Origin of the sequence: Variovorax gracilis (assembly GCF_030317115.1) — a bacterium.
GTDB lineage: Bacteria > Pseudomonadota > Gammaproteobacteria > Burkholderiales > Burkholderiaceae_C > Variovorax > Variovorax gracilis.
On record NZ_JASZYF010000033.1, the window covers coordinates 1 to 12,096 of the forward strand.

The window sequence follows — 12,096 nt, forward strand, 5'->3', positions numbered from 1 at the left end:
GAGCACCGGGTCGACCGCCGAGTAGTTGAGAAAAAGCACCCGCCGGGCCGGATCGCGCTCGTTGTTCTTCTCGATCGCGTCGATCAGCGCGGCCGCGGTGGCCGACGAGTTGCCCTGCAGCACGATGCGCGCGCCATCGTCCATCGCGGCGCGCAACGCCGAGAGCGCCTCTTCGTTCTGGCCCTTGCTGTCGTAGCGGTCCAGTTGCAGGAAGCGCGCGCCGCCCGGCAGCTTGACGCCGCCGCGCGCATTGACTCTCTCGACCGCCCACAGGATGTTGCGGAACACCGCCTCGCCGGTGTTGGCGAAAGGGCCGCTCATGCTCTCGACGAGCGCCAGGCGAATCGGCCCCGCGGACTGGGCAAGGCCCGGAGCGGCCAGCGCTGCGCCGATGGACGCGACAACGAATTTCAGCGCCTGGCGGCGCATCGTGTCCATGGCTTACTCGGGCTTGAAATCGATCGACTTCAGCACGGCGCCGATGCGCTCGTAGTCCGAGCGCAGCGACTTCGCCAGCTCGTCCGGCATCCGCGGCTGGCCCGCGTCGAGCCCGAACTCCCTCAGTCGTTCGCGGGTGGCGGGTTGCGCCATCACCTTCAGCGCCGCGTCGCGCAGATGAGCCTGGGCGGCAGCAGGAACATCAGGCGTGACCCACAGGCCCATCCAGGCCGTCGCCTCGATCTGCGGGTAGCCCAGCTCGGCGAAGGTCGGCACATCGGGCAGGTTCGGCGAGCGCTGCGGCAGGCTCACTGCGTAGGGCACGATCTTGCCGCCCTTGATGAGCGGAATGGCGTTCGGGATGCCCGCGAACATCAGCTGGACGTGCCCGCCCATCAGGTCGGCCAACGCCGGCGGCGTTCCCTTGTAGCCGACGTGCACCATGTCGATGCCGGCGGCCTTGTTGAGTTGCAGTCCCATGACGTGCGACACGGTGCCGGGGCTGTAGGAGGCGTAGCTGACCTTGCCGGGATTGGCCTTCACATAGGCGATGACGTCCGCGACGTTCTTCGCCGGCACGGAGGGATTGCCCACCATCACCAGCCCGCCGCGTGCCAACTCGGCCAGCGGCTTGACTTCCTTGCCCATGTCGAAACGCAGCTTCACGATATGAGGGATCTCGCTGACCATCGCGTCGAGCGAGACGATCATCGTGTTGCCGTCGTGCGGCGACTGCATCAGGTCGTTGACCGCCACCGCACCGCCGGCGCCGGGCTTCGTCTCGACGATGACGGGCTTGCCCATCTCCTTCTGCAAGCCTTCGGCCAGGAGCCGCGAGACGACCTCCAGCGAGCCCCCCGGCGGCCCCGCCACGATGATGCGCGCCGCCTTGTCGGAAGGGGCTTGCGGAAAAGCCGAAGGGGCGGCCAGCAACGCGAGCGCGGCGGCCAGGGCGGCGCCCAGGCGGCGGCGGTGAAGGATGGAAGGCATGTGTGTCTCCTGTGGAAGTTCAATCGTTGGGGGAATGTTGGGGAGCCGATCCGGGATCGGGCAGCGCGTCGAAGAACTCGACCCGGCCTGTTTCCAGCGAATACTCGGCGCCGACGACGTGAAGCTGGCCCGCGCCGATGAGGCGCTCGAGAATCTTCGAACCGTGGCGCAATTGCTCGACCGACTGGCGGACGTTCGCCTGGACGCTTTTCCGGATCAGCGTCTCCCGGTCGTGGCCCAGTTTTGGAGCCAGAAGGTCGGCCACTGCGGGCCGGATTCGATCGGCAATGAATCGCAGGTGCGGCGAGCGGGCCTCGGTCGGCCGGCGCAACTGCTCCAGCGTCCCGAGAATCGCGCCGCAGTGCGTGTGCCCCATCACCACGACCAGCGGCGTCCCGAATTCCGCCGCGGCGAACTCGATGCTGCCCAGTTGCGAAGGAGCGGCGATGTTGCCGGCGACGCGGATGACGAACAGGTCGCCGAGGTCCTGGTCGAACACGATCTCGACGGGCACGCGCGAATCGGAGCAGCCGAGGATGATTGCGAAGGGCTTCTGCTCGAAGTTGGTCTTGGCGCGCCGCATGCGGTGCAGGAAGCGCTCGCCGGTGTGAACCTCGGAGGCAAAACGCTCGTTTCCTTCGCGCAGGCGCTGCAGTGCTTCATGGGCGGTGGTCATGGGCGTTGCCTGCCTTTCCGGTTTGACGAAATCTTGCATGCGGGGCCTCAGCGTGTGAAGAAGATGAATGCGGTCACGAGGACCGCGAGGAATATCGTTTCGCTCACCATCAGCACGATGGGCTTCAGGCCCACGGTGGCGAAATCCTTCAGGTGCGATTTCATGCCGATCGCGGCCATCGAGATCACCAGCAGCCAGGTGGAGAGCGTCTGCAGCGCTTGCTGCAGTGCGGCAGGAATGAGGCCGGCGCTGTTGGCGGCAACGAGCAGCGCGAAAGCCACCACGAACCACGGCAGCAAGGGCGGCTTCGGCCCGCCGGCCGGGCTGGCGACATGGGCCTTGCGGTACGACAGCGTGATGACCAGGATCACCGGCAGCAGCATCGCGACCCTCAGCAGCTTGACGATGGTCGCGACGTCGCCGGTCTCTTTCGACATGCCGTAGCCTGCGCCGACCACCTGCGCCACGTCGTGGATCGTGCCGCCCAGGAATACGCCGGCATGCTGCCCGCCGAAGCCGAGCGCGGCGACCAGCATCGGGTAGAGCACCATCGCGGCCGTAGAGAGCGTGCTGACGCCGATGACCGTGAAGATGGTGGCGCGCTCCTTCACGTTGTCGTCTGCCTGCGCCGGCATCACGGCGGCGATCGCCATCGCCGCCGATGCCCCGCAGATGCCCACGGCCCCGCCCGTCAGCACGCCGAAGCGGTTGCGGTAGCCGAGCATCCTTGCGAGGACCATGCCGAAGCCGATCGTCAGCGCCACCGACAGCACGACCATGGCGATCGGCATGGCGCCCAGCGCCGTGATCTGCGCCAGCGTGATGCGCACGCCCAGCAACGCGACACCGATGCGCAGCAGCGTGCTCGCGGAAAAACGGATGCCCGGGACGCAGCGGCCTTCGGTCGAGAGGAAGTTCAGCGCCATGCCGAGCAGCAAGGCAAAGAGCATGGCCGAAACGCGATAGTGATCGGCCAGCGAGATCGCGGCGACGGCCACCACCACCGACATCAGGATGCCGTGGAAATTGGTGCGCGCGGGCTGTCGCCAGCCGGTGAGCGTGAGGGAGAGGTTCATGGGATGGGACTCGCGATCGAGGACGGCGAAACGGCGCTCAAGCCGCTTCCTGCGCAGCCCTGGCGCGCTGGCGCGCCACGTCCGACTCGTAGCTGCGCGAAACCAGCACGAAGAAGACCGCGGCCGCGAGCGCGAGCAACGGCGCCAGCGACAGTGCGCGCTGGAGGCCCAGCACGTCGGACAGCACGCCAACGATCAGCGGCCCGGGCGCCAGTCCGATCAGGTTGTTGGCCAGCGCCATCGTCGCCGTCACCGTCGCCCGCACGCCAGGGTGCGTGACATCGCAGGCAATGGCCGCGGAACAACCGCCCTGCGCCGCGGCGAACAAGGCGCCGAGGAAGATCAGGCCCAGCCCCAGCGGACCGGGCGGCAGCGAAAAGGCGACGATCAGGATCAGTGCCGTCAGCGCCGAATAGGCGGCCGGCACCAGCGCACGGCGACGGGGATGCCGGGCGCTCAGCCGGTCGGCCAGTCCGCCGCCGAAGATCATCCCCACGCCCGACGCGAGTACCGCGACGCCGGCCATGAGCGCGGCCTTCTTCACATCCATGCCGTGGAAGCGGACGAAATAGGTCGGCAGCCACGCAATGAGCATCCCGGGCATCGCCATCTGCAGCCCGCTCGCGAGGAAGGCGAAATTGCCCGAGCGCGATGCGAACACCTCGCGCACGATCCGGCCCAGGCCCGTCCCCTTCAACGTGGCGCCGGCCTCCTGGGGCAAGGCGGCGTTCTTGTAGTCGCGCACGACGAAGGGGTAGATCAGCGCCAGCACCAGCCCGGGCGCGCCCACGGCGAAGAAGGCCATGCGCCAGCCGGACTGCGCCGCGATGGCGCCCCCGAGGACGACGCCGAGCACCGAGCCGAACAGGCTCGCCGAGAGGAAAGCACCCAGCACGGCAGCCCGCTGCTTCGCCGGAAACACATGCGCGAGCAGCGCGGCCCCAGCGGCGCCGTAGGCGGCTTCGCCGAGCCCCACGAAGGCGCGGGCCGTCAGTAGCTGCGCGTGGCTCTGCGCAAGGCCGCAGGCGATGGTCGCGAGGCACCACACGACGGCCATGAGCGTGATGCTCCTGACCCGCCCCCACCGATCGGCGATCAGCGAGATCGGCACCGTCAGCACACCCACAGTGAGCGAGACCACGCTCACGAGCATGCCAAGCTGGGCGTCCGACAGGCCCCACTCGGCCTTGAGGGCTGGCATGACGGCGCCGATGACCTGGCGCGACAGGTAGTCGGACAGCATCAGCCCGAAGGTGAGCGCGAAGACGGCCCACATGTAGACGCGCGAAAGGCGCCGGGGTTCGTTGGGGACGACGTGGGTGTCGGCGGCCGACAGTGCGGGATTCATCGGGTTTGTCTCTTGGTTGTCCGGGTTCTGGCTCAGAGATAGGTCGGCCACGAGCGCATCTCGTGCTCGCCGATGCCGCCATTGCGGTCGCGCCGGTGCGTGGCCAGCCCGTCCACGAGCCATGCGCGGGTCTGCTGCGGCGCGATGACCGACTGCACGCCGAAGGCGCCGGCCAGCGCGTAGGCCGAGGTGTCGCGTGCCAGTTCGGCCTTCAGTTGATCGAAACGCGCGGGGTCGTCCTCGCGCTTGATGCCGTAGAGGACGCTGACGCCGATCTGCGGATCCATGAAGCTGGCGTCGGCGCTGGTCCAGGCGGCCACCGCGTCGCTGTTGCGGCCGCCGCCCATGTTGATGTAGGCCTGGCCGTAGCTCTTGCGCAGGATCACCGACAGCTTGGGCACATTGCAGAGCTGCACGGCATGGATCATGTTCATGATGTGCGCCGGCGCCGCCTTGCGCTCGCCCTCGATGCCGACGAGGAAGCCCGGCGTATCGACCAGGAAGACGATCGGAATGTTGAAGGAATCGCACATCACCAGGAACGCCGTGACCTTCCGGCAGGCTTCCGGGTCCATCGCGCCGCCCTTGAACATCGGGTTCGAGGCCACGATGCCCACGCTCTCGCCGTCGAGCCGTGCCAGCCCGGTGACGGCGGCGCGGCCGAAGCGGTCCTTCAGGTTGAAGAAACTGCCTTCGTCGACGATGCCGGCAATCACCTTGCGCATGTCGTAGGTCTTGCTGCGCGCGGAGGGCACGAACTCGACCAGCCTGTCGGCATCGGGCGCGACCGCCTCGGCGGCAGGCCGCCTGGGTGGACGGGCACCCGCGTGCGACGGCAGGTAGCCGAGGAAGCGGCGGATCTCGGCCAAGGCTTCCGCGTCGCTGCCGACGACCCTGTCCACCAGGCCCGTCTGCTCGGCGTGCAGCTTCCATCCTCCGAGTTCTTCGGGGTCCACGGTTTCGCCGATCGCGAGCGAGGTGACTCTTGCGCTCGACACCGCGAGGAACGCGCCCTTGCGCATCACCACGAAATCGGACAGGCAGGTGTACCAGGTCGATGAGCCCAGGCAGGGGCCGAGCACGGCGCTGACCCAGGGGGTTTCGCGGCGGCGGCAGTACTGCTGCGGGTCTTGGCCGGCTGCCGCCATCGCCTCGGCACCCAGGCTGTCGGGCACCCGGGAACCGCTGGATTCGCCGAGGAAGATCAGCGGCATGCCGCTGCGATTGGCCGTGTCCTTGAGGCGGGAGATCTTGCGCATGTTCACGGCCGACGACGACGCGCCCTTGACCGTCATGTCATTCGACACGACCGCCACGCGCCGCCCCTCGATGCGGCCGGTGCCGGTGACCTTGGCATCGGCCGGCGAGCTTTCGCGGTCGGCAGGCAGCACCGAAACGGCCAGCATGCCGGTTTCGCTGAAAGAGCCGGCGTCCAGCAGTTGATCGATGCGCTCGCGTGCGTTGAGGTGGCCGCTGGCCCGACGCTGCGCGAGCTTGTCCGCGCCGCCCATGGCGAGCGCGGTGCGGATCCGGCTGTCGAGTTCGGCCCGCTGTTCTTCGTGGCTGGAAACGCCGAAAGCGGCGGCATTGACGGCCGCGTCGGCTGGTGCGAATGTGAGGCTCATGCGGATGCTCCCTTGGCTGCGCGCTGGTTCTTCATGGCGCTCATTCCTCTTCGAAGAGCGCGATTTCCTGGCCTTCGCGCACGGGCGCGCCCTCGGCGATGAGGATTTCGATCACGCGGCCGGCCTCGGGGGCCACCACTGGGATTTCCATCTTCATGGATTCGAGAACCATCAGGGTGTCGTCGGCCTGGAGGACGTCGCCTGGCTTCACCAGGATCTTCCAGACGGTGCCGGTGATGTCGGAGCGGATCTTTGTCGCAGTGGTCATGTTCGAGTGCCTCGTGGTGTGGCGGCGGAGTGCCGATGGCCGAACTTTACTCGACATTCAGATTGTTGACAAGATGAATGTGCCCATGATCTAATCGAAACATTGCAGCAGCGTGCTGCGCCCACGAGGCGGCACACCCGTCCGAACAGAGACAAACCCCATGGCCCCGACCGCAAGCGAAACAGAGAAAAAGCCGATGAACCCGACTCCGGCGCGCCCCGTGCCGATTCCCACCGCCGAGACCGCGCACTACTGGGGCGCGGCGCTGGAAGGCACGCTCAAGCTCCAGTACTGCCCTGCCTGCGCGCGCCACCAGTTCTATCCGCGCCGCTTCTGCACGGAATGCCTGTCGGAAGAAATCGAATGGGTGCCGGCCAGCGGCTCGGGCCACATCTACACCTACACCGTGTGCCACGTCGCCGGCCACCCCGCGTTCGAGACGCGCATCCCCTACGCGATCGGGATGGTCGAACTCGACGAGGGCGTGCGCATGCTGGCGGGCATCGTCGCCTCGGACCTGGACCACCTCGCCGTCGGCGCGCCGGTACAGGTCTGCTTCGAGCGCATCAGCAGCGAGATCGCCCTGCCGATGTTCCGCCTCACGGGCGGCGACCTGGCCGCCGCCGAAGGCACCGGCCGCCCGGACCATTTTTGAATACTGGAGACAACATGATCATTGATTCCTTCGACGCCGGCGCGACGGCATTCCCGGACCGCGTCTTCGTGCAAGGCGGCGGCCTGCAGCTCAGCTACCGCGAGGCCGCCGATGCCTCCCACGCGGTGGCCGCCGCCCTGGTGCGCGACGTGCAGCCAGGCACTCACGTCGCCGTGCTGTCCCCGAATCATCCGATGGTCCTGCCCGCGATGCTGGGCGTGATGCGCAGCGGCGCGGTCTACGTGCCGCTCAATGCGCGCGATCCGATCGAGGACATCGTCTGGTTCGCCAGGTTCTGCGAAGTGACGGTGCTCATCTGCCACGAGCAGTACGCACCCCACCTCGCGCGCATGAAGGCCGAGATCCCGACGCTGAAGCGCGTGATCGGCCTGACCGAGCCGCTGGAAGCCGGCGGCCACACCATCACGCAATGGTTGAAGAAATACGCCGGCCGGCGCGTCGACGTGCGCCGGGAGCCCGACGACATCGCGCTCATCAAGTCCTCCGGCGGCACCACGGGCCGGCCGAAGGCGATCATGCAGAGCCACCGCTCGCTCGAGACGGCCTACCGCATTACCAATCAGTTCACGCCGCCGCGCAAGGACCCTGTGCACCTCGTCGTCGCGCCGCTCACGCACGCGGCGGGTGCGACGATGGTCGCGCTGGCACGCTTCGGCGCGCGCAACGTGATCGCCCCTTCGGCCGACCCGGGCGTGATCCTGGAGGCGATCGAGCGCGAGCGGGTCACGCACATCTTCCTGCCGCCCACCATGATCTATCGCCTGCTGGCCCACCCGGACGTGGCGACGCGCGACTGTTCCTCGCTGGAGTACGTGCTGTACGGCGCGGCGCCGATGTCGGTCGACAAGCTGCGCGAAGGTCTCGCGCGCTGGGGCCAGGTGTTCATGCAGAGCTACGGCCAGTCTGAAGTGCCCGGCGTGATCACCTGCCTGTCGCGCAAGGACCACTTCGTGCACGACGACCCCGAACTCGACAAGCACCTCGCATCCGCCGGCCGCCCTTCCGGCGCCTGCGAAGTCGCGCTGATGGACGATGCCGGCAATATCGTGCCGACCGGCGAACGCGGCGAGATCGTCGCGCGGGGCGACCTGGTCTCGCCCGGTTACTACAACAACCCCGAAGCGACGGCCGAGGCGCGCGCCTTCGGCTGGCACCACACGGGCGACATCGGCGTGTTCGACGAGAACGGCTTCCTGTACGTCGTCGACCGCAAGAAGGACATGGTCATCTCCGGCGGCTTCAACATCTACCCGAGCGAGATCGAGCAGGTGATCTGGGGCCACCCCGCCGTGCAGGACTGCGTGGTGGTCGGCGTGCCCGACGCCGACTGGGGCGAACGCCTGACCGCGGTGATCGAACTCAAGCAAGGCACCGCTGCAACGGCCGACGAGATCATCGAGATGTGCAAGAAGCGCTTCGGCAGCCTGAAGACGCCCAAGCAGGTGGAGTTCTGGCCCACCCTGCCCCGCAGCCCCGTGGGCAAGGTGCTCAAGAAAGACGTTCGAGCCCAACTGGCTGCCGATTCGGCACGGGTCTGAGGTCAGACATGGACCCCAAAGCTCTCAGCGGCCGATATGCGATTGCCGGCGTCGGCGAGGCCGGCATGGGCAAGGCCCGGCCCGGAGACACGGCCCTGTCGCTGCAATGCGAGGCGGCGCGCCGAGCCATCCTGGACGCGGGACTGAAGCCCACCGACATCGACGGCGTGTTCGCCCACTGGGACGACCGCGCGGCCGGCCTGCTCGTGACGGAGTACATGGGCCTGAAGCCGAGCTACGTCGACAGCACTGTCGTCGGCGGGCAATCGAACCTCACCCACGTCGCCCACGCGATGGCGGCGATGGAGGCGGGCCTGTGCAATGCCGCGCTCATCACCTACGGCAGCACGCAGCGGCTGGACCGCAGCCGCTCCCGAGGCGGCCACGCGCAGGATGCGCGCATGCCGCCCGGGCAGTTCATCCAGCCCTACGGCATGCTGAGCCCGATCGGCTTCTACGCGATGCAGGCACGCCTGCACATGCACCGCTACGGCACGCGCGCCGAGGACCTGGGCGAGGTCGCGCTGGCGGCGAGGCGCTGGGCGCAGCTCAATCCGAACGCCATCGCGCGCTCGCCGCTGTTGATGGAGGACTATCTGGCAGCCCCGATGATCGCGGACCCGCTGCGCAAGTTCGACATCTGCCAGGTCACGGACAGCGCCGGCGCGGTCGTGCTGGTGCGGGCCGATCGCGCCAAGGAGTTGCCCCGCAAGCCGGTGCTGGTGCAGGGCTTTGCCGAGCAATACATCCAGCACGCCACGCCTTTCGGCACGGATGACTGGATCGACAACGGCGTGCTCGCCGAAATGGGCCGGCTGGCCATGGAGCGTGCGGGCCTCGGCCATTCCGACATCGACCTCGTGCAGATCTACGACGCTTTCACGATCAACGTGCTGATCGGGCTCGAAGCGCTGGGTTTCTGCGAGCGCGGCGAGAGCGGCGCCTTCGTGCAGGGTGGGCGCATCGCGCCGGGCGGTGCGTTTCCGATGAACACCTCGGGCGGCGGCCTGTCCTTCAACCACGGTGGCATGTTCGGCATGCCGCTGATGATCGAGTCGGTGCGGCAGTTGCGCGGCGAGTGCGGCGAGCGGCAGGTGCCGAACGCGCGCAACTGCCTGCTGCAGGCGGGTGGCCTGGTGATGTCCGCCTACATGGTGATGATCCTGGGGGTTTGATCGCCCCCAGCCCGCGATCGCTTATGAGTTGGTGGTTGCGCTGCCCTGCCGCGCTTCCAGTTGCTTCATCGCCTCTCGCTTCGAATCCTCGATCAGCTTTTCGACGGCTTCGGCAGCGACCTCCACGTTGCCCGCCTTCAAGGCCTTCTGCATGGACTTCCAGTTGCGCGCCGATTCCCTGCGGCGCGCCTGCGTGGCCAAGCCCAGCTGCGTGTAGCGCAATGTCTGGCGCGACAGCGACGCAAGGATCTCGGCAAGGCGCTCGTTGGTGCACGACTCCCGCAGGACGCGGCTGAGGCGGTAGGAGGTCTGGAAGTACTCGGCGTCCCCGCCCTCGTCCTGCGCCAGCGCGTCGAGCGCGCGGACGTCGGCGTCGATGGCGGCCGCGACACGCGCCGCCTCCTCGGCGGAAAGCCGGGCCACCATTGCCGCCGACAACTTGCGGCGGATCTCGAAGATGTCGGCGACTTCCTTGGACGAGAGCTGCGTGACGTGCGCCCCCCGGTTGGGCAGGATGCGGACGACCGAATCCTTCTCCAGGATGCGCAAGGCCTCGCGCACCGGACCACGGCTGACTTCGAACTGCTCGGCCAGCGCTTCTTCGCGAATACGCTCGCCGGGTTCGTACTCGCCATCGGCGATGGCGGTGAAGATGCGTTCGGCGATCTGCTCCGGCAGCGTCATCAACTGACGAAGCGGCTGCTTGGCGCGCGCCGGCTGCGCTTCGGCTTCCGCTCGGGCGGTGCCGCCGATGGCACTTGGGTTTCGGGTCGAGGCCATGGTCTTGGTCGTATCGGGGGTGCCTGGATTGCGGGGATGTGACAACAATTGTCAACAACCCCAATGTAAGCATGCGATTAGACCACAACTGCATGCGAATGCGGAAAGTCGCTTGTCAATGTCCCACGACATAGCGAAAGGAAAGTGAAGAGAGTGGCTGACAGCGTTCGTCCGCGCACGCTGACCGCCTGCGGCGGGCGCGAATCCTACGTTCATCGGCGAGCGCTGAACAAGAGGGGTGATCCATCATGAAGCCGAAGGAATTTCTCGGTCTTTGCCGGAAGGCGGTGATGGCCTGGATCGATGACTTCGCGCCGAGCATGGGCGCCGCGATCTCCTACTACACCATCTTCTCGATGGCGCCGCTGCTGGTCATCGTGATCGCCATTGCCGGTGCGGTGTTCGGTCGCGACGCGGCGCAGGGAGCGATCGTCACGCAGATCGGCGGCATGGTCGGCCAGGACGGCGCGACGGCGGTCGAGGCCTTGCTGCGCAGCGCGAGCGAGCCGGAGAGGGGCCTGGTCGCGGGCGCCATCAGCGTCGGCGTGCTCCTCGTCGGCGCCACGACGGTCTTCGCCGAACTCCAAAGCGCACTGGATCGCATATGGCACGTCCCGGAGCGGGAGAAGCCATCGGGCGTGTGGGCCGTGCTGCGGGCGCGTGTCCTGTCGTTCGGGCTGATCCTCGGCCTGGCCTTCCTGCTCATCGTTTCGCTGGCGGTCAGCGCGGCGCTCGCAGCCTTCGACGCCTGGTTCGGCGGATTGCTTCCGGGCTGGGAGATCCTCCTGCAGGGCAGCAACGAGGTGATCTCCATCGGCATATTCACCTTGCTCTTCGCCATGATCTTTAAGTTGATGCCGACGGCCGCGATCGGCTGGCGCGATGTCTGGATCGGAGCCTTCGTCACCGCGCTGCTGTTCGAACTCGGCAAGCTGCTGATCGGTCTCTACCTGGGCAAGAGCGGGGTCAGCGAGTCCTTCGCCGCCGCCGGCTCGCTCGTCGTGCTCGTGGCGTGGGTCTACTACGCGGCGCAGATTTTCCTGCTTGGCGCGGAGTTCACGAAGGCCTACGCGGATTCACACGGCTCGCTCGCAGGGGCCAGGGCCATGGACGGCACCGCGGCGGACGCGCGGGCCCATGCGGGCACGGGTCCCGGCATGGAGACTGCGGCCCATGCGACGAGGGAGCCGCTTCCGGACTACGCGGGCATCGCCCGGACCGCGGCCGCGCAGCGCGAGGTCGATCGACGCGTGGCGCAGGCCACCCGGCTCCTCACCCGGCAGTTGGTGCTGCTCGCTGCCGTCACGATCGGCAACGTGCTCGCCGCGCGCTGGACCAGGCATCAGCGAAGGATTGCCCGTCGACGCTAGTCATGGCCACCACCGGCTTTGCCCTACACACGCTGGACGATGTCGATGACTCCATGGTGCCGGTGGTCTATCTACCGTGACCTGTGGCCTCTTCCTCGAAGAGTTCTTTCTTTTCGCCCGTCAAGGGCAACCAAGG

12 protein-coding genes are annotated in these 12,096 nt (G+C 67.5%); 4 read left to right on the plus strand and 8 right to left on the minus strand.

Annotation, left to right across the window (positions count from 1 at the left end; all coding sequences use genetic code 11):
• The 7 genes from QTH97_RS31525 to QTH97_RS31555 form a co-directional block, all read right to left on the minus strand.
• The coding region (locus QTH97_RS31525) for an ABC transporter substrate-binding protein (RefSeq protein ID WP_286572532.1) at positions 1 to 438 on the minus strand (438 nt) is incomplete at its 3' end.
• Positions 439 to 441: 3 nt separating this feature from the next.
• Entirely contained in the window at positions 442 to 1,428 is a 987-nt protein-coding gene (locus QTH97_RS31530) for a Bug family tripartite tricarboxylate transporter substrate binding protein (RefSeq protein ID WP_286572533.1), read from the minus strand.
• Between the two features lie 19 nt (positions 1,429 to 1,447).
• Positions 1,448 to 2,104, minus strand: a complete 657-nt coding sequence (locus QTH97_RS31535) for a carbonic anhydrase (protein ID WP_286572534.1) — start codon at positions 2,102 to 2,104, stop codon at positions 1,448 to 1,450.
• Positions 2,105 to 2,151: 47 nt separating this feature from the next.
• Positions 2,152 to 3,180 carry a YeiH family protein gene (locus QTH97_RS31540; protein WP_286572535.1) on the minus strand — a complete coding sequence of 343 codons (1,029 nt, stop codon included), beginning with the start codon at positions 3,178 to 3,180 and terminating at the stop codon, positions 2,152 to 2,154.
• Between the two features lie 37 nt (positions 3,181 to 3,217).
• Positions 3,218 to 4,579: an MFS transporter gene (locus QTH97_RS31545; protein ID WP_286572536.1), complete on the minus strand. Its 1,362-nt coding sequence runs from the start codon at positions 4,577 to 4,579 to the stop codon at positions 3,218 to 3,220.
• Positions 4,561 to 6,153 carry an acyl-CoA carboxylase subunit beta gene (locus QTH97_RS31550; protein WP_286572537.1) on the minus strand — a complete coding sequence of 531 codons (1,593 nt, stop codon included), beginning with the start codon at positions 6,151 to 6,153 and terminating at the stop codon, positions 4,561 to 4,563. Before QTH97_RS31550 ends, QTH97_RS31545 begins: the two co-directional genes overlap by 19 nt.
• Before the next feature lie 40 nt (positions 6,154 to 6,193).
• Positions 6,194 to 6,421, minus strand: coding sequence for an acyl-CoA carboxylase biotin carboxyl carrier protein subunit (locus tag QTH97_RS31555; RefSeq protein ID WP_286572538.1), 228 nt, complete (start codon positions 6,419 to 6,421; stop codon positions 6,194 to 6,196).
• 196 nt (positions 6,422 to 6,617) lie between these two features.
• On the opposite strand from QTH97_RS31555, the gene QTH97_RS31560 reads away from it, so the two are divergent.
• Genes QTH97_RS31560 through QTH97_RS31570 form a run of 3 tightly spaced genes read left to right on the plus strand, consistent with a single transcriptional unit; the run spans position 6,618 to position 9,810 of the window.
• Complete coding sequence (locus QTH97_RS31560) at positions 6,618 to 7,076, plus strand: Zn-ribbon domain-containing OB-fold protein (protein WP_286572539.1); 459 nt, start codon at positions 6,618 to 6,620, stop codon at positions 7,074 to 7,076.
• A 14-nt stretch (positions 7,077 to 7,090) separates the two neighbouring features.
• Positions 7,091 to 8,635, plus strand: a complete 1,545-nt coding sequence (locus QTH97_RS31565; RefSeq protein WP_286572540.1) for an AMP-binding protein — start codon at positions 7,091 to 7,093, stop codon at positions 8,633 to 8,635.
• 8 nt (positions 8,636 to 8,643) lie between these two features.
• Complete coding sequence (locus QTH97_RS31570; protein WP_286572541.1) at positions 8,644 to 9,810, plus strand: acetyl-CoA acetyltransferase; 1,167 nt, start codon at positions 8,644 to 8,646, stop codon at positions 9,808 to 9,810.
• A gap of 21 nt (positions 9,811 to 9,831) precedes the next feature.
• Here QTH97_RS31570 and QTH97_RS31575 read toward each other — a convergent pair whose 3' ends face one another.
• Entirely contained in the window at positions 9,832 to 10,590 is a 759-nt protein-coding gene (locus QTH97_RS31575; protein WP_286572542.1) for a GntR family transcriptional regulator, read from the minus strand.
• A 248-nt stretch (positions 10,591 to 10,838) separates the two neighbouring features.
• On the opposite strand from QTH97_RS31575, the gene QTH97_RS31580 reads away from it, so the two are divergent.
• Complete coding sequence (locus QTH97_RS31580) at positions 10,839 to 11,960, plus strand: YihY/virulence factor BrkB family protein (RefSeq protein WP_286572543.1); 1,122 nt, start codon at positions 10,839 to 10,841, stop codon at positions 11,958 to 11,960.
• The last annotated feature ends 136 nt before the right edge of the window (positions 11,961 to 12,096 follow it).